Source organism: Paenibacillus roseus (assembly GCF_016424485.1).
In the GTDB taxonomy this organism is placed as follows: domain Bacteria; phylum Bacillota; class Bacilli; order Paenibacillales; family Paenibacillaceae; genus Paenibacillus_D; species Paenibacillus_D roseus.
Genome location: NZ_JAELUP010000103.1, coordinates 601,060 through 626,423 on the forward strand (window position 1 = coordinate 601,060; position 25,364 = coordinate 626,423).

General features: G+C 49.5%; 25 protein-coding genes. 23 read left to right on the top strand and 2 right to left on the bottom strand.

The genetic code is table 11. From position 1 onward, the window contains the following. Window positions 1-305: 305 nt before the first annotated feature. From dapG to JFN88_RS19775, 17 genes are all read left to right on the top strand, one after another. On the top strand, window positions 306-1,523 hold the full coding sequence (gene dapG / locus JFN88_RS19695) for an aspartate kinase (RefSeq protein WP_199020975.1): 1,218 nt from the start codon (window positions 306-308) through the stop codon (window positions 1,521-1,523). Between the two features lie 77 nt (window positions 1,524-1,600). Beyond that, on the top strand, window positions 1,601-2,464 hold the full coding sequence (dapA, locus tag JFN88_RS19700) for a 4-hydroxy-tetrahydrodipicolinate synthase (RefSeq protein ID WP_199020976.1): 864 nt from the start codon (window positions 1,601-1,603) through the stop codon (window positions 2,462-2,464). Window positions 2,465-2,808: 344 nt separating this feature from the next. After that, window positions 2,809-4,488, top strand: a complete 1,680-nt coding sequence (locus tag JFN88_RS19705) for a ribonuclease J (protein ID WP_199020978.1) — start codon at window positions 2,809-2,811, stop codon at window positions 4,486-4,488. A gap of 134 nt (window positions 4,489-4,622) precedes the next feature. Then, complete coding sequence (locus tag JFN88_RS19710) at window positions 4,623-5,363, top strand: ClpP family protease (protein ID WP_199020979.1); 741 nt, start codon at window positions 4,623-4,625, stop codon at window positions 5,361-5,363. Continuing rightward, window positions 5,360-5,593, top strand: a complete 234-nt coding sequence (locus JFN88_RS19715) for a YlzJ-like family protein (protein ID WP_199020981.1) — start codon at window positions 5,360-5,362, stop codon at window positions 5,591-5,593. The genes JFN88_RS19710 and JFN88_RS19715 overlap by 4 nt, the downstream gene beginning before the upstream one ends. Before the next feature lie 24 nt (window positions 5,594-5,617). Further along, window positions 5,618-8,296 (top strand): FtsK/SpoIIIE family DNA translocase, encoded by a 2,679-nt coding sequence (locus JFN88_RS19720; RefSeq protein WP_199021330.1) that lies wholly within the window; start codon window positions 5,618-5,620, stop codon window positions 8,294-8,296. A gap of 167 nt (window positions 8,297-8,463) precedes the next feature. After that, a complete protein-coding gene (gene sleB, locus JFN88_RS19725; RefSeq protein WP_199021331.1) occupies window positions 8,464-9,237 on the top strand; it encodes a spore cortex-lytic enzyme in 774 nt (257 codons plus the stop codon). A 142-nt stretch (window positions 9,238-9,379) separates the two neighbouring features. Next, window positions 9,380-10,663: an EF-P 5-aminopentanol modification-associated protein YfmF gene (gene yfmF / locus JFN88_RS19730; RefSeq protein ID WP_199020983.1), complete on the top strand. Its 1,284-nt coding sequence runs from the start codon at window positions 9,380-9,382 to the stop codon at window positions 10,661-10,663. Window positions 10,664-10,668: 5 nt separating this feature from the next. Beyond that, entirely contained in the window at window positions 10,669-11,955 is a 1,287-nt protein-coding gene (yfmH, locus tag JFN88_RS19735) for an EF-P 5-aminopentanol modification-associated protein YfmH (protein WP_199020984.1), read from the top strand. After that, a complete protein-coding gene (gene ymfI / locus JFN88_RS19740) occupies window positions 11,952-12,698 on the top strand; it encodes an elongation factor P 5-aminopentanone reductase (RefSeq protein ID WP_199020985.1) in 747 nt (248 codons plus the stop codon). The genes yfmH and ymfI overlap by 4 nt, the downstream gene beginning before the upstream one ends. A gap of 104 nt (window positions 12,699-12,802) precedes the next feature. Beyond that, window positions 12,803-13,051, top strand: coding sequence for a DUF3243 domain-containing protein (locus JFN88_RS19745; RefSeq protein ID WP_199020986.1), 249 nt, complete (start codon window positions 12,803-12,805; stop codon window positions 13,049-13,051). A 161-nt stretch (window positions 13,052-13,212) separates the two neighbouring features. Next, on the top strand, window positions 13,213-13,971 hold the full coding sequence (locus JFN88_RS19750) for a YmfK family protein (protein ID WP_199020987.1): 759 nt from the start codon (window positions 13,213-13,215) through the stop codon (window positions 13,969-13,971). A gap of 14 nt (window positions 13,972-13,985) precedes the next feature. After that, window positions 13,986-14,900 (top strand): RodZ domain-containing protein, encoded by a 915-nt coding sequence (locus tag JFN88_RS19755; protein WP_199020988.1) that lies wholly within the window; start codon window positions 13,986-13,988, stop codon window positions 14,898-14,900. Between the two features lie 14 nt (window positions 14,901-14,914). Continuing rightward, the gene (locus JFN88_RS19760; RefSeq protein ID WP_199020989.1) at window positions 14,915-15,403 is read left to right on the top strand and encodes a YajQ family cyclic di-GMP-binding protein; all 489 of its coding nucleotides are present in this window, start codon (window positions 14,915-14,917) and stop codon (window positions 15,401-15,403) included. Window positions 15,404-15,532: 129 nt separating this feature from the next. Continuing rightward, window positions 15,533-16,861: a 30S ribosomal protein S12 methylthiotransferase RimO gene (gene rimO / locus JFN88_RS19765; protein ID WP_199020990.1), complete on the top strand. Its 1,329-nt coding sequence runs from the start codon at window positions 15,533-15,535 to the stop codon at window positions 16,859-16,861. After that, window positions 16,858-17,436 (top strand): CDP-diacylglycerol--glycerol-3-phosphate 3-phosphatidyltransferase, encoded by a 579-nt coding sequence (gene pgsA, locus JFN88_RS19770; RefSeq protein WP_199020991.1) that lies wholly within the window; start codon window positions 16,858-16,860, stop codon window positions 17,434-17,436. Before rimO ends, pgsA begins: the two co-directional genes overlap by 4 nt. Window positions 17,437-17,597: 161 nt before the next feature. Continuing rightward, complete coding sequence (locus JFN88_RS19775) at window positions 17,598-18,869, top strand: competence/damage-inducible protein A (RefSeq protein ID WP_199020992.1); 1,272 nt, start codon at window positions 17,598-17,600, stop codon at window positions 18,867-18,869. Window positions 18,870-18,933: 64 nt separating this feature from the next. Here JFN88_RS19775 and mciZ read toward each other — a convergent pair whose 3' ends face one another. After that, window positions 18,934-19,080, bottom strand: a complete 147-nt coding sequence (gene mciZ / locus JFN88_RS19780; protein WP_199020993.1) for a Z-ring formation inhibitor MciZ — start codon at window positions 19,078-19,080, stop codon at window positions 18,934-18,936. 342 nt (window positions 19,081-19,422) lie between these two features. On the opposite strand from mciZ, the gene JFN88_RS19785 reads away from it, so the two are divergent. The 4 genes from JFN88_RS19785 to fur all read left to right on the top strand — a co-directional run bounded on the left by JFN88_RS19785 (window position 19,423) and on the right by fur (window position 22,462). Then, entirely contained in the window at window positions 19,423-19,995 is a 573-nt protein-coding gene (locus JFN88_RS19785) for an NUDIX domain-containing protein (protein WP_199020994.1), read from the top strand. 27 nt (window positions 19,996-20,022) lie between these two features. After that, the gene (locus tag JFN88_RS19790; protein ID WP_233168065.1) at window positions 20,023-21,201 is read left to right on the top strand and encodes an endonuclease Q family protein; all 1,179 of its coding nucleotides are present in this window, start codon (window positions 20,023-20,025) and stop codon (window positions 21,199-21,201) included. A 53-nt stretch (window positions 21,202-21,254) separates the two neighbouring features. Continuing rightward, window positions 21,255-21,878 carry a stage II sporulation protein M gene (gene spoIIM / locus JFN88_RS19795; RefSeq protein WP_199020996.1) on the top strand — a complete coding sequence of 208 codons (624 nt, stop codon included), beginning with the start codon at window positions 21,255-21,257 and terminating at the stop codon, window positions 21,876-21,878. Window positions 21,879-22,003: 125 nt separating this feature from the next. After that, a complete protein-coding gene (fur, locus tag JFN88_RS19800) occupies window positions 22,004-22,462 on the top strand; it encodes a ferric iron uptake transcriptional regulator (RefSeq protein ID WP_199020997.1) in 459 nt (152 codons plus the stop codon). 51 nt (window positions 22,463-22,513) lie between these two features. Here the strand turns inward: fur and JFN88_RS19805 are convergent, their stop codons facing one another. After that, window positions 22,514-23,704, bottom strand: a complete 1,191-nt coding sequence (locus JFN88_RS19805; RefSeq protein ID WP_199020998.1) for a S8 family peptidase — start codon at window positions 23,702-23,704, stop codon at window positions 22,514-22,516. Between the two features lie 155 nt (window positions 23,705-23,859). Between JFN88_RS19805 and ald the strand changes: the two genes are divergently transcribed. Next, window positions 23,860-25,023 (top strand): alanine dehydrogenase, encoded by a 1,164-nt coding sequence (ald, locus tag JFN88_RS19810; RefSeq protein ID WP_199020999.1) that lies wholly within the window; start codon window positions 23,860-23,862, stop codon window positions 25,021-25,023. A 73-nt stretch (window positions 25,024-25,096) separates the two neighbouring features. Continuing rightward, on the top strand, window positions 25,097-25,330 hold the full coding sequence (locus tag JFN88_RS19815) for a DUF4227 family protein (protein ID WP_199021000.1): 234 nt from the start codon (window positions 25,097-25,099) through the stop codon (window positions 25,328-25,330). Window positions 25,331-25,364: the final 34 nt, after the last annotated feature.

The window sequence follows — 25,364 nt, forward strand, 5'->3', positions numbered from 1 at the left end:
CTTGTTCATCGACGTTACTGCAACTTGCGTGTTGCGTGCGTAGTCTTGTCGTATATGGTCATCATGTTCGCATACCTCCGGCTATCGAACCAGCCGGCAAACTTGAAGCGCTTGCCGGCTGTATGTGCTGCGAACTGGACAACGGACTCGGACTGAAGGAATGGATCATATCCGACGTTTTTTGCTCAAGAAGTCGGCCGGAAGCGGCTTCGGCATGCAGAGCACATTGCCAGCGGGTACACCTCTGGCTTGCAGTAGCGTAAAGTGGATAAAAGCTTCTTTTACGTTACGGAGGAAACAGCCACATGGCGATTCTGGTTCAAAAATTTGGCGGCACCTCTCTTTCGACAGCTTCTGCAAGAGAGAGGGTTCTTGCTCATATTGAGAGAGAGAGACAGGCTGCCTATCAGCTTGTTGTCGTTGTATCGGCAATGGGACGCAAGGGCGAGCCTTACGCAACGGATACTTTGCTTAATCTGGCGGCCGGAAGCGGACAGGCGCAGATTCCTACACGCGAAAGGGATTTGTTGATGGGCTGTGGAGAGATCATATCGGCTGTCATGATGTGCTCACTTTTACATGAGCGGGGGATTCCTGCTGTGGTGCTAACCGGAGGTCAGGCCGGGATCATTACCGATGCCAAGTTTGGCCAAGCAAAAATTGTCGAGTTGAAGCCGCAAGCAATCCTGAAGCATTTGGCCGAGCAATCCGTCGTCATTGTTGCCGGATTTCAAGGACGAACAGCAGATGGGGAACTGACAACGCTTGGGCGCGGCGGCAGCGACACTTCCGCCACCGCTCTAGGGGCAGCTTTGTTGGCAGAGCGGGTGGATATTTATACGGATGTGAACGGCATATTGACCGCCGATCCGAGAATTGTGGAGAATGCGAAGCCGCTATCCGTCGTCGGATACGGAGAGATTTGCAATATGGCTCGACAGGGAGCAAAGGTTATACATCCTCGGGCAGTAGAAATTGCACAGCAGGCCGGGGTGCCGTTGCGTGTCCGATCCACCTTCTCGAATGATGAAGGCACGCTCGTCACCTACATGGACGGATCCCCCAATGTAGCGGTCAAAGATCGGCATGTAACCGGAATTGCCCATGTTGAAGGGGTCACCCAAATATCCGTACAGGCACAGCCGGATAAGGATTTTGACGTTCAATTGCAGGTATTCCAGGCGATGGCGAGCCATCAGATCAGCGTGGACTTCATCAACGTCAACCTAGGCGGTGCAGTCTATACCGTATTTGATCATGATGCCAAGCAGGCGATGGCTGTTTTGCAAGCTATCGGCTATGAACCGAAAGCAGTAACAGGCTGCGCGAAAGTATCGGTTATTGGCGGCGGCATGAACGGTGTCCCCGGAATTATGGCCCGGATTGTAGAGGCGCTGGCGGAGAAAGATATTCCGATTCTTCAATCGGCGGATTCCAACAGCACGATCTGGGTATTGGTGCGGCAAAATGATATGGTTCCGGCGCTGAGGGCGCTGCACGCCAAGTTCGAACTTCATTTATAAAATTATAGAAGTTGCACTATTCATAAACGGTGAGGTTTTTTCCTCATTATCATATTTAATAATCGGAGGACGTCAATATGGATTTTGGAAGATTAGTGACCGCAATGGTAACCCCGTTCGACACGAAAGGTCAAATTGATTGGGAAGCAACAGGACGATTAATTGATTACTTAATAGATGAGCAGCAAAATGATGGTATCGTCCTTGCCGGAACAACAGGTGAATCGCCTACACTTTCTGATGAGGAGAAGCTGGAGCTATTCCGATTTGGCGTGCAGCGTGCAGCGGGCAGATGCAAGATCATTGCGGGAACGGGCAGCAACAATACGGCCGATTCCATCCATTTGACGCAGGCAGCTGAAGAGACGGGCGTGGATGCTTTGCTGCTGGTAGCGCCTTACTATAATCGTCCGAACCAGGACGGATTGTATCAGCATTTCAAGGCTGTTGCCGAATCCACGAAGCTTCCTGTAGTTCTATACAATGTACCGGCTAGAACCGGCATCAGCTTAACCCCGGAGACCACTTTGCGGCTCGCTGAGCTGGACAATGTGGTAGGTACCAAAGAATGCGCGTCTCTTGAAGTAGTGACGCAAATTGTTCACGGCGCTCCGGAAGGCTTCCACGTATACTCCGGTGATGACGGCGCCGCTCTGCCGGTTCTCGCAGTGGGCGGACATGGGGTTATCAGCGTAGCCAGCCATATCGTCGGCAAGGAAATGAAGCACATGCTAAACGCTTATCTGAGCGGGGATGTGAAGGCAGCAGCCAAACAACATCAGCAGCTTCATCCAATCTTCAAAGCTTTGTTCTCTACAGTGCCGAACCCGGTTGGAATTAAATTTGCGCTGGAGTCGCGAGGCGTTACTGTCGGTGGTGTGAGACTGCCGCTGGTATGGGTGAATGAAGAAGAGGCAAACGCTCTGAAGCAAGTTTTTTAAACTTGCAAAAAGACCTGTGAAAACGGCTGCTGTCCTTTTCAATGGACGATCGCAGCCGTTTTTTTTGGCAGAGAATTCCCTTGCATGAGGTATAAATTTTAACGGGTTACCTCAGTTTATATATAAAGGAAAGTCCGGCTGCGAAAGATGGAACTGCCCTTGGTTGTCCTTATTTATATAAGGGCCATAGAGGCGGCTTCTAATTCTTGAATGACTTGACTTGTGTTTTGACAATTTTATCATGTATAATGATTTCAAGTGACTGAGTGCGGCAAATAAAAAATATTGAAAATTGAATAAACGTTTGGATCGACGTTGAACAACTTTAGGAGGTATAGATACACTTGTCAAAGAAGAACAACCAGGATAAATTAATTATTTTTGCACTGGGCGGCGTCGGTGAAATTGGTAAGAATATGTACGTTGTCCAGCACGGAAATGACATTGTTGTTGTAGATGCGGGCTTGAAGTTCCCGGAAGAGGACATGCTCGGCATTGATATTGTCATCCCGGACATCAGCTATCTCACGGAGAACAGGGATAAAGTGAGAGGCATTCTCGTTACCCACGGGCATGAAGACCACATTGGTGCTCTTCCGTATGTCCTCAAGCATCTGAATGTCCCTGTGTACAGTACGAAACTAACACTTGGACTGATTGAAGGCAAGCTGAAGGAAGCAGGCTTGTTGGGCGAGACGAAGCGGATTCTGATCAACGCCGATTCTGAGGTCCAGCTTGGCTCGATCAAAGCAAGCTTTTTCAAGACCAATCACAGTATTCCGGACTCTGTAGGAGTCTGCCTGGATACGCCGGAAGGCCGGGTTGTGCATACGGGAGACTTTAAATTTGACCACACTCCTGTGAACGATCAGTATGCCGACCTGCAGCGTATCGCTGAAATTGGCTCCCAAGGCGTACTGGCATTGCTGTCTGACAGCACAAATGCAGAGCGTCCGGGTTTTACGCCATCGGAGAGCATGATTGGAGCGAACTTTGAGGATATTTTCCGCAAAGCTTCCCAGCGCATCGTTGTTGCTACTTTTGCTTCCAATGTGCATCGTATTCAACAAGTCATCAATGCCGCGATGGCGACAAAACGGAAAATTGCAGTTATTGGACGGAGTATGGTGAACGTCGTCAGCATTGCTTCAGATCTCGGTTACCTTGAAATTCCTGAGGGAATGATCATCGAGCCGGATGAAGTGAATAAGATGGCTGCAGACCGTGTTGTCGTTCTGTCAACCGGGAGTCAAGGTGAGCCTATGTCAGCGCTGACGCGCATGGCCAGATCCACTCACCGCAAGGTTGATATTTTGCCAGGGGATACGGTGATCATTGCCGCGACACCAATACCCGGAAATGAAAAATATGTAGGACGCACAGTCGATGAACTGTTCCGTCTAGGCGCCAACGTGATCTACGGTCCAGGTTCTGTATCGGGTGTTCACGTTTCCGGTCACGGCAGCCAGGAAGAGCTCAAGCTGATGCTTAATCTGATTAAGCCGAAGTATTTCATCCCGATCCATGGTGAGTACCGGATGCTTCGTCACCACGCGCTGCTTGGTGAGTCTGTCGGCGTAGAGAAGGAAAATATCTTCCTGCTCGACAACGGAGATACCGTTGAGTTCCAGGGCGGAACTGCCCGCAAAGGAAACAAAGTGGCAGCCGGTAATGTGCTAATTGATGGACTTGGCGTAGGGGACGTAGGCAATATTGTACTGCGCGACCGTAAGCTGTTGTCCCAAGACGGTATTTTGGTTGTTGTGGTCACCTTGAGCAAACAGGATGGAACAATTCTGTCCGGCCCGGATATTATCTCACGCGGTTTCGTATACGTTAGAGAATCGGAAGGCTTGCTGGAGGAAGCGAATCGTATTGTTACTTCGACGCTCCACAAGTTGATGAATGATAAAGTGAATGAGTGGGCGTCGCTGAAGACCAATGTAAAAGATGCGCTCGGACGCTTCCTTTATGAGCAAACTCGCCGTCGTCCAATGATTCTGCCAATTATTATGGAAGTTTAATGAACTTTAAAGCCTTCAGTTCTCTGCCGAGAACCGGAGGCTTTTTGCTTCTGCGCCCGGCATGGGCTTTGACTGTATAAAAGCAGCTAGGTAACCCATACTATGACAAGCTTATGCCAAGGGAGGGTTAAATCATGTTTCATGACAATCTGATTCAGAAGCAGGAGGAGCCGGAGGTACAGGATGAACGGAAGAAAATAGCTGTTAATGAGTCCATTCAGCAATTCGGCGCTCTGCCTGCGCCAACTGCGGAATCCAATATTTTCTGCATGACCATTATCGGACAAATCGAGGGGCATCTGGTCCTGCCGCCGCAAAACAAGACGACTAAATATGAGCATCTTATTCCTCAACTGGTTGCAGCCGAACAAAGTGCCAAAATTGAAGGCATTCTGATTGTACTCAATACGGTAGGCGGAGATGTCGAGGCTGGGCTTGCTATCGCGGAGATGATTTCATCGTTGTCGAAGCCGACAGTAACGCTTGTCCTTGGCGGAGGCCACTCCATTGGCGTGCCTATTGCGGTAGCCGGCAACAAATCCTTCATAGCGGAAACGGCGACGATGACCATCCACCCCATTCGTATGAACGGGCTTGTCATTGGTGTCCCGCAAACCTTCGAATACTTGGACAAAATGCAAGAGCGGGTTGTTCGATTCGTAACCGCCCATTCGAATGTAACCGATCAGAAATTCAAGGAGCTGATGTTCAAGACAGGCGAATTGACTCGGGATATCGGTACTACCGTCATCGGCGCGGATGCGGTCCGCCATGGCTTGATTGATGCTGTAGGCGGTGTCGGAGAGGCAATCAGGGAGCTAAACACGGCAATTGAGCGCCGTAAAGCGGAAATTCCCGGAGGGACAATCCAATGACTCTATATACAAGCATGCCGCTCGAACTGGTGCTGTCAGGGTATGATCAGGAACGCGAGCCTTGGATTGAAATACAGATGGACGGCGTCATGATGCAGATAGAGCCGATCGGCCACGGTATCGGTAAAATTATCCGCATTGTCAACGGATCTCTCGACGATTATTTACGTCCGGAGCTCAGCCCCGGTCGAACAATTATATATGCGAATATCCATTCCCCAAACACGTAGGAACATTTGTCCACCTATGGTATAATGTTTTACCAAGAGGTGACTGATGTGGCAAAACGAAAACGCAAGAAAAAATCGGTAGGCACAAGCTTGAAATATGAAGTCTACGGGATACTTATCATTACGATATCTGTGATTGCGCTATCAGGAGAAGCGACAGTAGGACGCGCACTTTCCAAACTGTTTGCATTAATATTAGGAAAGTTTTATTTTGTGTTGCCGCTTATCTTTATTTGTGTCGGTCTGGCGGTTATGGTAAAGCGGGAATGGCCGTCAGGCTGGTCCAGACGCAAGAGCGGTATTTTGCTTCTTATTATGGCGTTGACGCTGTTGAGTGCCATTAATGAAATCAAACTGAAGCTGGCCGGGATGCCTTCCGCGGATTCGGCTTCGATTCTGTCTGTGCTTGGTTCGAACATTCGCAGTGAGCTGGACGTAATGGGTACCCAGGATACGCCAATGTTTTCAAAAGCGATTAGCGGCGGCTACCTCGGTGCGATTCAATTATCATTGCTCCATATGCTGTTTGGTTTGACGGTCTCACAGTTTATTTTGATTGTTATGTTTGCCATATCCATCATGCTTATAACAGGCAAATCGTATGTCGAGTTTATCAGGATTATTGTTAAGCGAGGCCGAAGGCTGTATGTGCTTCTCAAACAAAAATGGAAAGCGGCTATGCAGGCGCGCGCCAAAATGCTTGCCCAGAAGGTCAAGCAGCAAAAGCCTAAGCCTGCGAAAGCAGCCCCGGCTCCTGTTATAGAAGGCGATGATGACGAGGATTACTTTGAGGATGGCGAGCCGGACTACATAGAAGACCTTCCCTCAGCATCGGCGGACAAGAGGGAAAAGAAACTGCTTAATTTGTTTAGCTGGGGAAGAAACAAGGGTGAAGGTCCTCCAGTAAATCATGAACCGAATTTGCCAAATCAGGAGATCGAGCAGCCGCTTTCTCCGCTGGAGCCCGTAAAGGGCTGGTCTGTCTCGCAAGCGCCGTACGAGGTTTCTGACGCCGCTGCCGCTGTTGATGCATGGCCTCCTGAGTCCGGGTTGTCGACAGATGGAGAGCCGCATAAAGTAGATTCCTGGCCGGAATCGCTTGCGGAGCCTGCATTTGATGAGGAACTGCCGAATGTGCTTGATTCTCTGGCAGACCAACATGATATGGGTGTGGATTCAGGTGTTCAAGACGGCCTGGAAGAAGGAACGGAGGAAACGGGGCGCGCTGCGGAAGCTGCAAATCAGGATGGCCATACGGCTGCAACTCCGCCTACTGAGGTCATTAAACCTTATGTGCTGCCAAGTCTGGCGCTTCTGTCCAAGCCGAAGAACCGTGGACCGGAGGGGCTGTCAGATGCCAATCTACGCAATGTCCTGACCGAGACGCTCAAAAGCTTTAACGTTGAAGCGAAGGTGCTGGATGTTGTAAGAGGGCCGGCGGTAACCCGTTACGAGGTTCAGCCTGGCGTAGGGGTAAAGGTTAGCCGAATCGTTGCCCTTACCGATGATATTGCGCTTGCGCTTGCCGCAAAGGATATCCGGATGGAAGCGCCGATTCCCGGCAAGTCGGCGATTGGAATCGAAGTGCCGAACATGGAAGTATCGGTGGTTACGATGCGCGAGGTTATGGAAACGACAGCCTTCCAGCATGCACCTTCCAAATTGTCGATTGCCTTTGGACGTGATATTTCTGGGCAGCCTATTGTCGGGAACTTGGCCAAGATGCCGCATTTGCTTGTTGCGGGTGCAACCGGTTCGGGGAAATCGGTTTGTATTAACGGAATTATTACAAGCATTCTCTACAAGGCGAAGCCGGATGAGGTGCGGTTTTTAATGATTGACCCAAAAATGGTTGAGCTGAATGTATATAACGGCATTCCGCATTTGCTCGCACCTGTTGTTACGGACCCGCGCCGCGCCTCTCTTGCACTCAAGAAAATTGTAGTGGAGATGGAAAAGCGTTATGAGCTGTTTTCCAAATCCGGGACACGAAATATTGAAGGCTATAACACGCTGATGAAGGATAATCCGGCAGCTATTCTGCCTTATATTGTCGTTATTGTTGATGAGCTTGCGGATTTGATGATGGTCGCGGCGGGTGATGTAGAGGATGCGATTACCCGGCTGGCACAAATGGCCCGCGCCGCCGGTATCCATCTGATTATCGCGACTCAGCGCCCTTCAGTTGACGTTATTACAGGTGTAATCAAGGCTAATATTCCGTCAAGGATTGCTTTTGGCGTCTCCTCTCAGGTAGACTCCCGTACGATACTGGATATGGTCGGGGCCGAGAAGCTGCTTGGCCGCGGAGATATGCTGTTCCTTCCGGTCGGCATGTCCAAGCCGATTCGCGTTCAGGGCGCGTTCCTGTCCGATCAAGAGGTCGAGTTCATTGTCAATCATGTCAGAGGTCAGGCGGAAGCGGAGTATAAGGAAGATTTGGTGCCGGAAATTGAGGAAACGGCAGAAGCCGATAACCATGACCTGGACGAACTGTTTGAGCAGGCTGTTCAAATTGTCCTGGAGTCCAAGCAAGCTTCCGTTTCACTGCTTCAGCGGAGAATGCGCGTAGGCTACACGCGTGCGGCAAGGCTCGTTGACCAGATGGAGGCCCGCAACATTGTTGGTCCTTATGAGGGCAGCAAGCCTCGCGAGGTATTGACTACGCTGGAGCAGTACCAAGCCAGCAAAATCACATCGTAGCCGTTAGCGTCTCGTTGCTGGCCTAAAGGTGTTCCTCCCAGCGCTAACGCCTTCCTCCAATAGGGGAAAAGATATGCATAGAAGGATTGGCACTTTCTCATACTACCTGTAGCGGCATTCGCATTCCTTGCGAATGACTAAAGGATGAGAAGGGCTGATTGGAACGCATGAAGAAACGATTGGTTATAATGACTGCCGTCATCGTATGCATGCTCTTTGGAGCTTTTGCGTTGAAGCAGGCAGGGGATCAGACGACAACTGAAACGTTCAGCAATGCGACCCTGACGGTTGGCGCTACAGGTCAGGATGTAAATGAGCTTCAGGGGCGTTTGAAATTTTTAGGGTATTACGACGGCAAGATAGACGGTCAGTTTGGTTCGAAGACTAAGAACGCCGTCACTTGGTTTCAATGGAAATTCGGATTGAAATCAGATGGAGTCGTAGGCGCCAAGACAAAGCTGAAGCTTTGGGAAGCGACAAAAAGCTGGAAGCCCGGCAATGAGAATACAGGGGGTAACACATCCTCCGGCACCTCCGGCAATCAAGGCGGTACATCCAATCTGGCGCAATCCAATCGCTTGGGTCTGTCTGCCAATGATTTAAAAATTATGGCAAATGCTGTATATGGTGAAGCGCGCGGCGAGCCTTATGAAGGACAAGTAGCGGTGGCCGCGGTGATTTTGAATCGGGTCAAATCCCCTAGCTTTCCGAATTCAGCCTCCGGTGTTATTTTTCAACCGGGAGCCTTCACGGCTGTAGCTGATGGCCAGATTTGGCTGGAGCCGAATGAGCGTGCCCGTCAGGCCGTTCAGGATGCGATTAACGGTTGGGACCCAAGCGACGGTTGCCTCTATTACTTCAATCCGGTGACCGCGACTTCCAAATGGATTTGGACTCGACAGCAAGTCAAAACCATCGGCAAACATATTTTCTGTATCTAATATGCACCTATGAAGAAGTGACCCGCGCCCATCCCGGAATGCGGGTTGCTTCTTGCATTTCGAGTGGGTTAAAATGGTATAGAAATCGTCAAGTTGGAATAAATTGACTACGTAATTTAAGGATGGAAGGGGCTATGCACAAGTGACAGTAACGCCTTTTGAAAGAAGCTTGTTTGATCGGGTCAGGCTGCATGTTCTGCCTACGAAACGGTTCAAGACGTTTGCAATATCGCTATATGCAGGCGTGCCCTTGGCTGAAGATACCGTTACTGCTACAGCTCTGACTCCTTTTGTATTAAGAAGAGGGACCTATGCAACTCCGGAAACCATTGCTTTTCGCGAGCGTTTGGACAACATGTATGGGGCCGGCTTTGGTTTTGATATTTATAAACGGGGCGATTCCCAGATTGTGCAGTTTCGTCTGGATGTCATCCACGACCAGTTTGTTTCCTCATCGGCGTCCTTGCTGGAAGCTGCTTTGCAACTGCTTGGGGAAGTATTGACCTCTCCGGCGCAAGAGAACGAGGACGCGCTTCGAGCCAAATATGTTGCTGCCGAGAAGACGACGCTCAAGCAGCGTCTGGAAGCGATTATTAATGATAAAATTCGTTATGCGGCTGAACGTTGTGTTGAAGAAATGTACGCCGGAGACCCCTTTCGTTTTCATGCGCTCGGACAAATTTCCGATTTGGCAGCGATTGATGAGAGATCGCTTTATCAATCCTATCGGCAATGGCTAAGCAATGCTTGCTTTGATTTGTATGTTGTTGGCGATACGAGTCTTGAAGAAGTACAAGCGATTGCGGCGAAGGCATTCCAGACCGGCGAAGGCAAGCCTGGCACGTATGCTAAGCCATCCGGTGGCCGCCATGTATCCGATGTCAAAACTGTAATCGAAAAGATGGATGTCAATCAAGGCAAGCTCAATATGGGATTGCGGACAAATACAGGCTACGCGGATGACGATTATGCAAGCATGTTGATGTATAACGGCATTCTTGGCGGCTACCCCCATTCCAAGCTGTTTATGAACGTACGGGAAAAGGCGTCGCTTGCCTACTATGCAGCGTCCAGACTGGACGGCATCAAAGGTTTGTGCACCATTCAGTCCGGGATCGAAATTAAAAATTTCGAACGCGCTGCGGAAATTATCCGCAAGCAGCTTGACAGTATGCGGGCAGGAGAATTGTCTGAGCTTGAAATAAATCAGACCAAAGCGATGATTTTGAACCATCTTCGGGAATTGCAGGATTCAGCCTTTGAGATGATTGCTTATGATTTTAATTCAATTCTCACAGGACGAGTTCGCTCCAATGCCGAATTAATGAGCGACATTCAAGCTGTAACGCCGCAGGATGTGGTGCAAGCCGCTCAAAAAGTAGAGCTGGACACCATCTATTTCTTGAGCGACCGGAAGGAGGCATAATAAATATGCAGCAGCTTTACTATCCCCATATTAAGGAAACGTTGCATTATGAGGTCATGCCGAGTGGATTACAGGTTTATATTTTGCCAAAGGAAGAATTTCAGAAGACATACGCGACGTTCTCCACCCGCTTCGGCTCAATTGACAATCGTTTCTCGGTTGGCGACGGACCTGTCAATCAAGTGCTGGATGGCATAGCTCATTTTTTGGAGCATAAAATGTTCGAGGAGCCTACTGGCGATATATTTGCTACGTTTGCCTCTCAGGGAGCCTCTGCCAACGCATTTACCAGCTTTGACCGGACCGTTTATTTGTTTTCGGCTACAGAGAAAGTTCCTGAAAATTTGCAAACCTTGCTTGATTTTGTGCAGCATCCTTATTTCACAGACGAAAATGTCAATAAGGAAAAGGGAATAATCGAGCAGGAAATCAATATGTACAAGGATAATCCGGATTGGCAGGTTTACACTGGGCTTATTGATGCGCTTTATCATAAGCACCCGGTTCATATTGATATTGCCGGCTCCGTTGATTCCATTATGCAGATCGACAAGGAAAGCCTTTATGCATGCTATAACACTTTTTACCATCCGAGCAATATGATTTTGTTTGTTGTCGGTGGTATTGATCCAGAGCAGATTATGGGATTGGTCCGGGAAAATCAGCAGCGGAAAAGCTTCGAACAGTTGGGGGAAATCAATCGTTTTTTCGAGGCCGAGCCAACAAGTGTGAAATTAAGAAAAAAACAAATTTCGCTGCCCGTATCTTTGCCCAAATGCCTGATTGGGATCAAGGATAAAGAATTATCGGAAAAACCTGATGAGCTGCAGCGGCGCGATATTGTAACAAAGCTTATGCTCGATGCGATATTCGGACCAAGCTCTGTACTATACCAGTCGCTCTATGATGACCAGCTTATTTCTGACTCCTTTGGCTATGAATTCAATTCGGGTTCGGGATATGCGTTCTCCATTATTGGGGGCGAGACCCGTAGTCCTGATGAGTTGCTTGGCCGTATTCAAAAGGCTGTTAATGACCTGCTGCAGCAAGGAATTGAATCCGACGCATTTGAGCGGACAAGAAGGAAGCGCATTGGCGGATATTTAAGAATGCTGAATTCTCCGGAATCCATTGCCAATGAATTTACACGTCATAAGTTCCGCGGCGGAGACTTGTTTGAATTGCTGGAAATTTATGAAACGGTGACGCTTGAAGAAATAAATGCCAGATTGCGCCAGCATTTTGACTGGGAGCAGGCGGCGGTATCCATTGTAAGCAAGGAGCAGGAATGAAGCCTTTTAACAAAATGACCGTACTTATAACCGGCTCGAGCCGGGGAATTGGAGCTTCAATTGCCAAGCGATTCGCCTCTGAAGGCATGAACTTGGTACTCCATTATTTGCAATCCCATGAAGAAGCAAATGAAACAGCTCGTCAATGTATGGCAGTTGGCGCCAATGTGATGACGATTAGCGCAGATTTGCGTTCGCGCGAGCAATTGGAACGGATGAGAGAAAAACTGGAAATTCATGATATGATGCCGGACATTCTCGTTAATAATGCAGGAATTGCGCATTATGGAATGCTTTCGGATGTAACGGATGAAGAATGGGATCATGTAATGGCGATAAATTTGAAGGGCATGTTCCTTTGCTGCCAATTATTTATGCCATCCATGATCTCACGCAAATACGGGCGAATCATCAATGTTTCCTCGGTATGGGGCATGTCGGGCGCATCCTGCGAGGTTCTGTATTCGACAACGAAAGGCGGAATGAATGCCTTCACGAAAGCATTGGCCAAGGAGCTTGCCCCTTCGGGAATTACCGTCAATGCGGTCGCTCCGGGCGCTGTTGATACTGAAATGAACAACAACTTGAATGAGCATGAAAAAGCGGCGCTTGCAGAAGAAATACCGATCGGTCGCTTCGGCAAGCCGGATGAAGTCGCTTCCCTTGTTTATTTTTTGTCGCTTCCTGAATCCGGCTATATTACCGGACAAATTATTAGCCCGAACGGAGGCTGGGTTACCTGACATTTTTACCTTGACGTTCTCTTTGCATAACAACCCCTTCCCACGCTAACAATAAGTATGGTTGATCATTCCCTTGTTTCAAATTCCAAAGGAGGCGACATGGCATGTCAACTGTACTGACTAATTTTGATACGTGGAAGCAATTTCTAGCTGAGCGGATAGAACAGGCCCAAAAAATCGGTTTGAGCGAAGATACGATCTCGAAGCTTGCTTACGAGATTGGAAGTTTCCTCGAAGAGCGGGTTGATCCGAAAAACGACGAGCAGCGTGCGCTCAAGGAAATTTGGGATGTCGGTGACGAAGAAGAACGCAAAACAATTGCCAGACTCATGGTAAAGCTTGTACAGAAGTAAGCGTTCATTACAGGGAGCCTCCATTATGGAGGCTTTCTGTAATGTTTTTAAACATTGGATGCAGGAGACTGGCGAAATTTGTAGAATTATTTATATTAGAACGCAATGTTTGCTGCCATAATTTAATGATTTCCAATCTCCTTCTTCGAGGTATAATACATATGGAACAAAAACAATGGTATATGGAGTACAAAATACATAATAACCGTCCCGGATTGCTGGGTGATATTGCTTCCCTGCTTGGTATGCTTGAGGTTAACATTATTACCATTAATGGGGTAGAAGACAGAACTCGCGGAATGCTGCTGCAAACCAATGATGATGAGAAAATCGAGTTGTTAGGCAAAATGCTTAAAAAAGTCCATAACATAACCGTTAATGCGCTTCGCCCGTCAAAACTGGTTGATATTTTGGCTGTTCGGCATGGCCGTTATATTGAACGCGCTTCGGATGATCTTAAAACGTTTCGCTTTACCCGAGATGAGCTTGGTTTACTTGTAGACTTTTTGGGTGAATTATTCAAAAGGGATGGCAATCAGGTTATCGGACTGAGAGGAATGCCTCGTGTCGGGAAGACCGAATCGATTATTGCCGGAAGCGTCTGCTCGAATAAAAGGTGGACATTTGTTTCCTCCACGCTGCTACGTCAAACGGTTCGCAGCCAGCTCTCGGATGAAGAAATGAATGCGAATAATATTTTCATTATTGACGGAATTGTCAGTACGATACGTTCCAATGAAAAGCACCATATGCTGCTTCAGCAAATTATGTCCATGCCTTCTACGAAGGTCATTGAACATCCCGATATTTTCATACAGGAATCTCATTTTGACTATAGTCATTTTGATTGTATTATCGAGCTTCGCAACAACCCTGAAGAAGAAATTACGTATGAGACATTTACCAGCTATGATTTTTGATTGGAGGTGAAAAGATGTCGGAACTGGGAGCATTGCTTAGAAAGTCGAGAGAGCAAAAAGGTTTTACACTTGATGATATACAGAATTTGACGAAAATTCAAAAACGTTATCTCGAAGCGATTGAAGAAGGAAATTACAAGGTGCTGCCCGGCAATTTCTATGTTCGCGCCTTTATCAAGAACTATGCCGAAGCCGTCGGGCTGAACACCGAGGATATGCTTGAATTGTTCAAGAAAGAAGTTCCGTCAATTACGATAGAGCCTACTCCAGACCCTGTAATGATGCCGCGTCGGGCGGCTTCGCGTACAGCGGACCGGTTCAATAAATGGGGCTTTACATTGATGATGTGGCTGTTCTTTATTTTAATCGTGGTGATCTTTTATATTTTTGTGCTTAGGACGCCAGAAGACAATGCCAATAAAACAGCTGATCAGGACACGAATATTACGAATGAGAGCAAGCCTCCTGCAGATAACAAACCGGGCACGCCAAATAATGGAGCAACGGATACGGGGAACCCTACAGGCCAATCTGGTACGGGGCAGACCGATCAGCCAACCAAGCCTCCGCAAAACAACAGCGATCTGAAGCTGACTTTTGTCGAGAAGAAGGGCAAGACCGAGTACTATACCATCAATACTACTGGCACAGCCAAGTACACTTTTAAAGTAAACAACAGAGCGTGGAGCCAAATTAATGAAGGAAGCCAGAGTGGTAAAGTGCTGCGCTCCGGAATTGACGATTCAGGCGCGGAGTACAGCTTCGATGTAAATGGAGGCATCTATTTTAGCCTTGGCCGTTCGGATTATGTCGAAATCACAGTGAACGGGCAAGTGCTGGAGTTTGAGCCGACGAAGAGCACAACCCGCAAAATACAAATTGATGTTGCAACGAATGAAGCCACAGGTCAGACAGGTACGCAGCAGTAAAGGGAGAGAGAACAATGAGTGAATATTCATTTGATATTGTATCGAAGGTAGATATGCAGGAACTGGTGAATGCGATTTCTCAGGCGGAGCGGGAAATTGAGACGCGCTTTGACTTCAAGGGCAGCAAAAGCAGCATTCAACTTGAGAAAGAGGATGTTGTCGTGGGTTCCGATGATGATTATAAGTTAAACAGTGTCATCGATATTTTGCAATCCAAAATGATCAAGCGCGGCGTGCCGATTAAAAACCTGGATTACGGCAAGATCGAGTCGGCTTCCGGCGGCACTGTCAGGCAGCGGATTAAGCTCAGACAAGGGATTGAACAGGATGTCAGCAAAAAAATAAACATTCTGATTCGCGATTCCAAGATGAAGGTCAAAAGTCAGATTCAAGGGGACCAGCTTCGTGTGACAGGCAAAAGCAAAGATGATTTGCAGGCCGTTATGCAGCTTCTTCGCGGCGCAGACCTTCCGATTGAGCTTCAATTCACGAATTTCCGATAAATGGAGCAATCCCTTTTATCGCTTGACCGGGCGCTAAAAGGGATTTTCATATTTTTGACACGTGAAAGCAGGTTGTATTATACTTGACTAAATAGTTTTACGGTTAGAGATCTGGGGGAATTCATACTTATGACAGAACGAGTGAAGGTAGTCACGCTAGGCTGCGAGAAAAACCTGGTTGACTCTGAGATTATGTCCGGCCTGATTCATGGCCGCGGCTATGAGCTGGTCGAGGAAGCCGAGGAGGCTACCGTTATTATTGTGAATACATGCGGCTTTATTGACGCGGCGAAGGAGGAATCGGTTAATACGATTCTCGACATGGCCGAGCTCAAGGAGACCGCGCGTTTGAAGGCGCTGATCGTGTCCGGCTGCCTTACACAGCGATACAAGGAACAGCTTATGCAGGAGATGCCGGAGATTGACGGGATTGTCGGGACAGGCGATTTCCATCATATTAATGAAATTGTAGACGAAGCACTGCGCGGGAAGAAGCCAGTCAAGGTCGGCAATCCGGTATTCGACTACGAGCAGGCGCTGCCGCGGCAGGTATCGACGCCGCGTTATACCGCCTTTGTGAAAATCGCCGAGGGCTGTGACAATGCTTGTACGTTTTGCAGCATTCCGATTATGCGGGGTAAATTCCGCAGCCGCTCAATTGCATCGATTATTGCCGAAGTAGAGAATCTGGCCTCGCAAGGAGTCAAGGAGGTCAGCCTGATCGCGCAGGACTCGACCAACTACGGCACCGATTTATACGATTATTTTGCGTTGCCGGAACTGCTCAATAAGGTGAGCGAGATTCCGGGCATTTCATGGGTAAGGCTGCATTATGCGTATCCGGGCTTCTTTACCGATGAGTTGCTGGAGGTTATTGCAGCCAATCCGAAGGTTTGCAAATATATCGATATGCCATTGCAGCATAGTGAGGACACCATTCTGAAACGGATGCGCAGACCTGGCAGACAGCGCGACGCGCGCGAGTTGATCCGCAAAATCCGCGACCGTATTCCTGAAGCCGCGTTAAGGACTTCAATTATCGTTGGCTTCCCGGGTGAAACCGAGGAGGATTTCGAGCGGCTGTGTGATTTCATCCGTGAAATCAAGTTTGACCGTCTTGGCGTATTTACGTACTCCAACGAGGAGGACACACCGGCATCGCGTCTGCCGAACCATATTCCGGATGATGTCAAGCAATGGAGAGCGAACACGCTGATGGAAATTCAGCGCGAGGTATCCAAGGACAACGGCAGCAAATATGTCGGCCGCGAGATTGAAGTGCTGGTCGAGCGCTATGACGGACGCAGCGATGTCTATATTGGACGTTCTCAATACGATGCTCCGGAAATTGACGGGGAAGTCTATATTTCCAAATGTTCATCACAAATTGGCGAGATTCAAAAAGTACGGGTTACCCATGCTTACGAGTTTGACTTATCCGGGGAGGGAATTGCATGAATCTGGCCAATCGGATAACGATGGCGAGAATTTTTTTAGTCCCGATCATTATGTTTTTCCTCTTGGTAAACCTAAATGTGGAACCCATAACGTTTCAGGATTTCTCGATCACCTATAATCAAATTGTTGCTACCTTGATTTTTATTATCGCAGCAAGCACGGACGGGCTTGACGGCTATATCGCACGGAAGAACAAGACGGTGACCAACCTCGGGAAGCTGCTTGACCCGCTTGCCGACAAGCTGCTTGTCGCTGCCGTACTCATTTCGCTCGTCGAAATGAGTAGACTGGATGCGGTTATTGCCGTCATTATTATTAGCCGTGAGTTCGCGATTACAGGCCTGCGCCAGATCGCCCTGCTGGAAGGCAAGGTGCTTGCCGCAAGCACATGGGGGAAATGGAAAACCGCTGTGCAAATTACAATGATCATTGCCCTGCTGTTGAACAATTTCCCATTTGCGTTGATCGATTTGCGTTTTGATCTGATTGTTACGTGGGCAGCGGCAATTATTACGGTTTACTCGGGTATCGATTATTTTGTAAAAAACAAAGATTTGATACCGATCTCGGAGTAGCTGAATAGAAACAAGCCTATGAACATCATCCCAATTTGGGATGATGTTTTTGCAGCAAGAAACAGAATTGTTACTTTCACAGCGGTCGAAAGAACTCTCTGTCTCGATAAGCGGCCAGAGAGTGACGTTTACGCAGAACGTATTTCAAAGGGGATGTAACGATGAGAGCTGAAATTATTGCAGTAGGCACTGAGCTTTTGCTCGGACAAATCGTAAATACAAATGCGCAATACATAGCCCAAGGGCTTGCCGATCTAGGGATTGATGTTTACTTTCAAACAGTTGTGGGCGACAACACGCACAGGCTCCAGGATGCCATTCGCATTGCCAAAGGCAGAGCGGATATTATTTTGTTTACCGGCGGACTTGGACCGACCCAGGACGATTTGACTAAAGATGCACTTGCCGCCATGTTAGGGAGACAACTGATCATCCATCAGCCGTCTATGGACAAAATCGAAGCTTTGTTTGTTTCCCGCGGCGTTCATATGGTGGAAAGTAATCGCCGGCAGGCGTTGATGCTGGAGCATAGCGATCCACTTCATAATGAGACTGGGCTTGCTGTCGGAAACGCATTGATCGAGGATAGTACCCATTATATTTTGATGCCCGGGCCGCCGCGGGAGATGAAACCGATGTTTGACGGTCCGGTGAAACAATGGCTCCGATCGGTTCTGACGATAGGAAAACCGTTGTATTCCAAACAACTGCGGTTTGCCGGAATTGGAGAATCCAATCTGGAGGCGGCTTTGATTGATTTGATCGATGCCCAGACCGACCCTACCATTGCTCCGTATGCCAAGGAGGGAGAAGTCGCGCTGCGAATTTCCACGAAGGCGGATTATGAGGCGGAAGCCTACTCCAAAATTGATGAGGTGATCGCGCTCATTGAGCCGCGAGTAGGTCAATATTTGTACGCGAAGGAAGATATTCCGATTGAGGAGGCGGTCGTCAGACTGCTGAGAAAATCAATGAAAAAAATTGCTGCAGCTGAAAGTTTGACAGGAGGATTGTTCGCCGAACTGCTGACAAGTGTACCTGGAAGCAGCAGTGAGTTCAATGGCGGCATCGTAACCTATACGAATGAAATGAAGCACCGCTTGCTGGGTATCCCGCTGAACCAGTTGGAAGGACCGCAGGCGCCGGGAGCGGTCAGCGAGTCGACGGCTTGCCTGATGGCTGAACGAGTGAGGGATTTGTCCGAAAGCGACATCGGCGTCGCTCTGACAGGGGTTGCCGGTCCGGCTGAAAGCGAGGGCAAGCCTGTTGGCCTTGTCTATATCGCCATCGCGCCAAAAGGTGCGGCTACCTTAAGCTATACGCTTAATTTAAGCGGCAACCGCAGCATAATCCGTCTGCGGGCGGCGAAGGCGGCCTTTTACCGGCTATGGCAGCTGCTCAATGAAAATGAACTGCCCAATGCCGCAAAATGATATAAGTTGAATGAGAAGCTGTCATGTTCCTTCGAGGGACTGACAGCTTTTTTTAAATAAGGGTTTAAGAGCGAGTGCCGCCTTTATGTTTAAGGTAATCGCCGAGCGTGCTTTGGGCACTAGCCGTTTTTTTCATTTGTCTTAGCATATAACGGATCTCCCAGGCTTTCCCGGACATCATTAGCTGCTTGTTATCCATCACTTTAATCATGTTGAGGCGCCGCCTTTCGAATTTGATATAATGAAACATATGCAAGAGAAGGACAAGTTATCCCCGTATGAAGCAAACTTTATACATTTTGACTCAGCCTTAAAATCAGTGCTTGACAAACAGGAGAAAGCAGCGAAGGGGCAGAGGAATTGTGGAGAAACGAACGTGGTCGCCTATTAAAGCCCGATTCCCCCTGCTAACCTCTATCCTATAAAGGAATCTGGCTTTAACAGCGATCGGAAGAATCCTCTGCCCCGCAGCGTTCCTCGCCTCCTGGAGGTCAAGCACTAATTTTGGTTTGGAGCCTAAATTTTATTATGGAAAATAAAGGAGAGTGTCAGCATGACCGAGCAGTCCAAGCAGCACGAAGAGGCAAGTTTAACAGAGCCGACCATTCATTCGGAGCCGATCTTTACAGGGCGGGTTATCTCGCTGCAAGTAGACACCGTACAGCTCCCGGACGGGAAGACTGCAACAAGAGAGATTGTCCGGCACCCCGGCGCAGCGGCGGTTATGGCGCTGCTGGACGGCAAGCTGCTTGTCGTGGAGCAGTACCGTAAGCCGCTAGGGAAACTTCAGGTCGAAATCCCGGCTGGAAAGCTGGACGGCGGTGAGGACCCGATGGAGGCGGCCTTCCGTGAGCTGGAAGAGGAGACCGGTTATAAGGCCAAATCGCTGCGTCCGGTGAGCAGCTTTTACACCTCCCCCGGTTTTGCGGATGAGAGGCTGTTTCTGTATTTTGCCGATGAGTTGGAGCCGGGACGGATGCAACTGGATGACGAGGAGTTTCTTGAAGTCAGAACCATTTCATTGGAAGAGGCCTTGCAATATATCCAAGAGGAAAGAATCAGCGACGCCAAGACGATAGTGGCTGTCTATGCCTGGCGGTTGTACAAGCTGACAGGCGAATTGTAGATGAAAGCTCTCCAGCAGATAGCTGTCATGCAAAGAATATATGCCGATTTGCATCTGCATATCGGACGCACAGGGAGCGGGCTTCCAGTCAAAATCAGCGGCAGCAAGGACTTGACCTTCCGCAATATTGCCCACGAAGCGGCTGCCCGCAAAGGGATTAGTCTGCTGGGTGTTATTGACGCCCATTCCCCAGGGGTACAGCAGGACATTGCCGCGTTGCTGGACAGTGGGGAAATGGCGGAACTGGCTTCAGGGGGAATCCGTTACCGGGATGTAACTCTGCTGCTCGGGGCGGAAATTGAGGTGCGTGATCGGGAGATGACGGGTCCAGCCCATTATTTATGTTATATGCCAAGCTTCGATGCGATGCAGTCATTTACAGAGTGGATGAGCGGATATATGAAAAATGTTCAGCTCAGCTCCCAGCGGATTTATGTAACCGGGCGGCATCTGCAGGAGGAAACAAGGAAGCGGGGAGGCTTGTTCATCCCAGCGCATATTTTTACTCCCCATAAGAGCCTGCTTGGCAGTGCAGCCATGCGAATCCAGGATGTGCTTGACCCTGAGCTTATTGACGCGGTGGAACTTGGCCTTAGCGCCGATAGTACAATGGCAGGCTGGATTCCCGACCTGGATCAGTATCCGTTCCTGACGAATTCCGATGCGCATTCCTTAAGCAAGATTGGTCGGGAGTATAATGCCCTGAGTATGCTGGAGCCTTCTTTTGCGGAGCTGAAGCTCGCACTTCAGGGACTTGAAGGCAGGGGCATACTTGCCAATTACGGTCTCAATCCGCTGCTTGGCAAATATCACCGAACTTACTGCAAAGCCTGCGGAGCGCTGGCTGACAAGTCCACTGTGTTGGATAGCTGCCCGGTTTGCGGCAGCGGAAAGCTGGTAAGCGGCGTGATGGACCGGATCGAGCAACTCGCCGATGCAGCCGGCAGGGAGCAGCCGGTTGCATCCTCCAGACCGCCCTATCTGTATCAGGTTCCGCTTGATTTTATGCCAGGCCTTGGCCCCAGGCTGCTGGATCGTCTGATCGGCAGGTTCGGGACGGAGATGAATATTTTGCATGAGGCGTCCTATGAGGCATTGGCCGATGAGGCGGGGAGTCGGCTGGCTTCGCTTATATGCGGAGCCAGAGAAGGTAAGCTTGCCCTGCAATCGGGCGGGGGCGGCACATACGGCAAGATAAGGTCATAGAGTAGACAGCTTGATCATAGACTTTACTATTCGGACAAGAGGGGGAGAAGCGGGTGAAATCGCCCTTTCTGCAGCCGCTGGTAAAGGATCAGCTCGCGCTTTATATTTTTGTTGGGGTATTGTTTATAGTCGGCGTTGTATTCGGGGTCGTGATGGCAGGGGCGCTCACGCTGGAACAGCAGCAGGATTTGACCGGGGATGTGGAGCATTTTGTCAAGCTGCTCAATGCCGGGCTGGGACCGGACAAGACAGCTTCCTTTTGGGACCGGGCGTGGTTTCATACAAAATGGGTGCTGCTCATTTGGCTGCTCGGCCTGACTGTCATCGGGACGCCGCTGCTGCTTGTGCTGGATTTTCTCAAGGGCGCTCTGGTAGGGTTCTCAATGGGTCTGCTCATTGGCCAGCATGCCTGGAGCGGCGTATTATTCTGGTTGATCGCAGTAGCTCCGCAAAATGTATTGGTTGTACCGGCTCTGTTAATTGCCAGCGTGGCGGGCCTGTCGTTCGCCGCTCATTTTGTGAAGGTCAGACTGCTGCAAAAAAACGGTTCTCTGGCTCGTCCGCTGATTGCCCACACGCTGACGGCCGTCTGTATGCTTGCCGTTTTATGGGCCGCCGCTTGGTTTGAAGCTTATGTCTCCCCGCTGATTATGGGATGGGCCTCGCGATTTTTGTAAGGATCTGCCTTGGGTGCGCCTGTTGCTATTTTCCTCCAAAAGGTTTGACTTTCTTCTTCTTTTCCCCATATAATGAAAGCAAAGTATTAGACAATGGGCGCGGTGTCGGCGTAAGGGGGGAAATCATGGAAGCCCGGATCGATAAAATTAAACAGCAGCTGCAGTCACAGGGCTATAAGTTGACTCCTCAACGTGAAGCTACGGTGTCTGTACTGCTTGAGAATGAAGAAGATCATCTAAGTGCGGAAGACGTATTCATGCTTGTCAAGGATAAGGCTCCCGAGATTGGCCTGGCGACCGTTTACAGAACGCTTGAGCTGCTCAGCGAGATGCATGTTGTCGAGAAACTGAATTTTGGTGACGGGGTGGCCCGTTACGATCTCCGCACAGATTCCAGCAAGCATCACCATCATCATCTGATTTGTGTCCAGTGCGGGTCGATGGATGAAATTATGGATGACTGGCTGGGATCGCTTGAAGAACGGCTGGACGAGGAATTTGGATTTACCGTTATTGATCATCGACTCGACTTCCAAGGTATCTGCCATCGATGCCGGGACAAGAATGATCCACCAAAAGAATAATACAACATGCGGCTCGCTACCTGCTTTTACAGGGACGAGCCGCATTTAATTTTAGCGAGAGATCTTGACAGCTCTCGCCTTGCCGATAGGAAGCTTGCTCAGCCTGCGTACCGAGCGTTCAAGCTGCAGCAGGCCGCTGCCTTGTGCGAGGCTGGAGATGCCTTTTAGCTTAAGCGCCCCATTCTTTATTGCCCGCAGAACAGCTGCCGGTGTAAGTCCAGGGAAGTAGGAGATGAGCAGGGCTGCCCCTCCGGCAACGTGTGGCGAGGCCATGCTGGTGCCCGATAGGTAGGCATATTTTCCACGCAGCCATGTGGAGCGTATTTCATTCCCCGGCGCTGTAATATCAATGCCCCGTCCACGGCTGCTGAACGATGCGATTCGGTTGCTTCGAGTGGAAGCGGCGACGCTGATCGTTCCCGGATAACTAGCAGGCGCATCAATCCCGCCCGAGTAGTTGCCGTCATTTCCCGCTGAGCACACAAGGACAATTCCGTTTCTGGCAGCCAGAGCGACCGCTTTTTCAAAGACACGGCTGCGAACTTGATGAGGAATGCCAAGGCTCATATTTACAACATTCATTTTATGTTTCACACACCATACAAGACCCTCAATAATATCCGATAGATACCCCAGGCCCTGACGATCCAGCGCCTTGACGGCATAAAGGCGAACCTGAGGGGCCGTGCCGGCGATGAGGCCTTTAATACCAAGAGCTGCGGCAATGCCTGCGACATGCGTGCCGTGTCCATTGTTATCCCGGTATGAGGCGCCTCCGAGCGTGTTGGTCCCACCACGGACTTTCAGGTCCGGATGCTTGGCAATACCGGTATCCAGAATTGCAAGACGCACGGGACGACCCTGGGTGGTCTTCCATATTTGCGGAGCTTGGATTCGATTGATGTTCCAGGGGATGATGCGCTGGCTACTTTTTTTACTGCCGCCGGAAGTAGAAGCAGGTTTGTGGCGTTTGCTTGCATGAGCGCGGATCTTGATGTCTTTTTCCACAAAAGCGACATGAGGATGACGCTTCAGCGCTTCGATGTTTTTTCGAGTATCGAGATGGCAGCATACAAGGGCCAACTCGCCAATGTTTTTAACCGGTTCAATACCCTGTTGCCGTAGATAGCGGCAGCAGCTTTCATGAAGGGAGCGGTTCTTCAGGCCAATCAGCATACGACGGGAGTATGGGTTCGGTTTGCGGCAAGTATAATGAGAAAGCAATTCATTCACATATTTCATGAGGTGGCCTCCTGCCCGTAATTTACTTAATTGTATGGAGAAGGCGCGTTGTATGTTTGGGTATTCGCCGTTCAGATACATATTTATTCCTGTCGAAGGACAAGGTATCGCTAGAGGAAGATTCATCTTTATCCGTATCGGGGAGGGAAATTCGAATGATAATTGGCGTACCGAAGGAAATTAAAAGCAGTGAGTATCGTGTCGCTTTGACTCCTGCAGGCGCAGGCATGTTGCGTGCGGCTGGTCATGAAGTTCTTGTACAGCAAGGGGCGGGAGAAGGCAGCGGATTTACAGATGAGCAGTATGTCGAGGAAGGAGCGCGAATTATTGAAGGGGCAGACAAGGTCTGGCTCGGAGCGGAAATGATATTGAAAGTCAAGGAGCCGCTCCCGGAAGAATTCGGCTATTTTCGCAACGGACTGCTGCTCTTCACCTATCTTCACCTGGCCGCTGCCCCTGGGCTTACAAGGGCGCTGATTGATCAGGGGGTGAGCGCTCTCGCCTATGAAACGATTCAATTGCCAAATGGCGCTTTGCCGCTTTTGACCCCAATGAGTGAAGTGGCAGGTCGGATGGCGGTGCAAGTTGGAGCACAATTCCTTGAGGCTTTTTACGGAGGAAAAGGAATATTGCTTGGAGGTGTGCCAGGTGTCCCGCCTGCAGAGGTTATTATTTTGGGTGGTGGCATTGTCGGCACGAATGCGGCGCGAATTGCGCTCGGAATGGGAGCGAGCGTCGTTATTCTGGAGCGCAGCGCCGACAGGATGAGGCAAATTGATGACTTGTTCCACGGGCAAATACGCACATTGATGTCCAACCCGTACAATATTGCTCAGGCCGTCCGCAAAGCAGATTTGCTGATCGGGGCTGTGCTGATTCCAGGGGCCCGCGCACCGCGGCTGGTAACGGAGGAGATGGTGCAGACGATGAAGAAGGGGGCCGTCATCGTCGACGTAGCGGTAGACCAGGGAGGCTCCATAGCGACCATTGACCGCGTCACGACGCATCAGCAGCCGGTCTATGAGAAGTACGGCGTTCTCCACTATGCGGTGGCCAACATGCCGGGGGCTGTTCCCAGAACCTCGACCTTTGCCTTGACCAATGTTACGTTGCCTTATGTGCTTGAATTGGCGGACAAAGGGCTGTCAGGCGCGATTGCTGGCAATAAACCGCTAGGCAAGGGAGTGAACACCTATCGGGGTCATATTACGCATCCGCAGGTGGCAGAAGCGGCCGGGCTGCCCTATACGCCTGTTGAGCATCTGCTCCATTCCGTTCCTTATGATCCAACTACGATAGCACAGGGGGGCTTGTCATAAAGCCCTTTTGTGCTTCATACATATAAAGGGGCGGCAACTGACAGCCGTTGCATAGGATGGGAGGGAGCAGGCTATGGTTTTTTCACTGCGTAAATGGCTGTCCCGATTTGCTTTTCTCATATTGTTCGTCCTGCTGACGGTTCTGGTTTTTGGAGGCTATCGTTTCTTTATGACAAAGCTTATGCTCGTAGACCCTTATGAGGCTCCGCATGGGCAGGCGCTTAAAGTATTTCAGCCGAACGGAGGGGAACCGGAGAAAGCATCAATCTCCGATCGTCTGCGCTGGTTTTATTTATACGGGGAATGACGAATTTTGGAGAAGGATGCAGGATTACAAGGAC

What these genes read in the sequence shown, in the direction of transcription:
- dapG (WP_199020975.1), top strand. Translation starts at nt 306, where the DNA reads ATGGCGATTCTGGTTCAAAAATTTGGCGGCACCTCTCTTTCGACAGCT.
- dapA (WP_199020976.1), top strand. Translation starts at nt 1,601, where the DNA reads ATGGATTTTGGAAGATTAGTGACCGCAATGGTAACCCCGTTCGACACG.
- JFN88_RS19710 (WP_199020979.1), top strand. Translation starts at nt 4,623, where the DNA reads ATGTTTCATGACAATCTGATTCAGAAGCAGGAGGAGCCGGAGGTACAG.
- JFN88_RS19715 (WP_199020981.1), top strand. Translation starts at nt 5,360, where the DNA reads ATGACTCTATATACAAGCATGCCGCTCGAACTGGTGCTGTCAGGGTAT.
- JFN88_RS19720 (WP_199021330.1), top strand. Translation starts at nt 5,618, where the DNA reads ATGTTTTACCAAGAGGTGACTGATGTGGCAAAACGAAAACGCAAGAAA.
- sleB (WP_199021331.1), top strand. Translation starts at nt 8,464, where the DNA reads ATGAAGAAACGATTGGTTATAATGACTGCCGTCATCGTATGCATGCTC.
- yfmH (WP_199020984.1), top strand. Translation starts at nt 10,669, where the DNA reads ATGCAGCAGCTTTACTATCCCCATATTAAGGAAACGTTGCATTATGAG.
- ymfI (WP_199020985.1), top strand. Translation starts at nt 11,952, where the DNA reads ATGAAGCCTTTTAACAAAATGACCGTACTTATAACCGGCTCGAGCCGG.
- JFN88_RS19745 (WP_199020986.1), top strand. Translation starts at nt 12,803, where the DNA reads ATGTCAACTGTACTGACTAATTTTGATACGTGGAAGCAATTTCTAGCT.
- JFN88_RS19750 (WP_199020987.1), top strand. Translation starts at nt 13,213, where the DNA reads ATGGAACAAAAACAATGGTATATGGAGTACAAAATACATAATAACCGT.
- JFN88_RS19755 (WP_199020988.1), top strand. Translation starts at nt 13,986, where the DNA reads ATGTCGGAACTGGGAGCATTGCTTAGAAAGTCGAGAGAGCAAAAAGGT.
- JFN88_RS19760 (WP_199020989.1), top strand. Translation starts at nt 14,915, where the DNA reads ATGAGTGAATATTCATTTGATATTGTATCGAAGGTAGATATGCAGGAA.
- rimO (WP_199020990.1), top strand. Translation starts at nt 15,533, where the DNA reads ATGACAGAACGAGTGAAGGTAGTCACGCTAGGCTGCGAGAAAAACCTG.
- pgsA (WP_199020991.1), top strand. Translation starts at nt 16,858, where the DNA reads ATGAATCTGGCCAATCGGATAACGATGGCGAGAATTTTTTTAGTCCCG.
- JFN88_RS19775 (WP_199020992.1), top strand. Translation starts at nt 17,598, where the DNA reads ATGAGAGCTGAAATTATTGCAGTAGGCACTGAGCTTTTGCTCGGACAA.
- mciZ (WP_199020993.1), bottom strand. Translation starts at nt 19,080, where the DNA reads ATGATTAAAGTGATGGATAACAAGCAGCTAATGATGTCCGGGAAAGCC.
- JFN88_RS19785 (WP_199020994.1), top strand. Translation starts at nt 19,423, where the DNA reads ATGACCGAGCAGTCCAAGCAGCACGAAGAGGCAAGTTTAACAGAGCCG.
- JFN88_RS19790 (WP_233168065.1), top strand. Translation starts at nt 20,023, where the DNA reads ATGCAAAGAATATATGCCGATTTGCATCTGCATATCGGACGCACAGGG.
- fur (WP_199020997.1), top strand. Translation starts at nt 22,004, where the DNA reads ATGGAAGCCCGGATCGATAAAATTAAACAGCAGCTGCAGTCACAGGGC.
- JFN88_RS19805 (WP_199020998.1), bottom strand. Translation starts at nt 23,704, where the DNA reads ATGAAATATGTGAATGAATTGCTTTCTCATTATACTTGCCGCAAACCG.
- ald (WP_199020999.1), top strand. Translation starts at nt 23,860, where the DNA reads ATGATAATTGGCGTACCGAAGGAAATTAAAAGCAGTGAGTATCGTGTC.
- JFN88_RS19815 (WP_199021000.1), top strand. Translation starts at nt 25,097, where the DNA reads ATGGTTTTTTCACTGCGTAAATGGCTGTCCCGATTTGCTTTTCTCATA.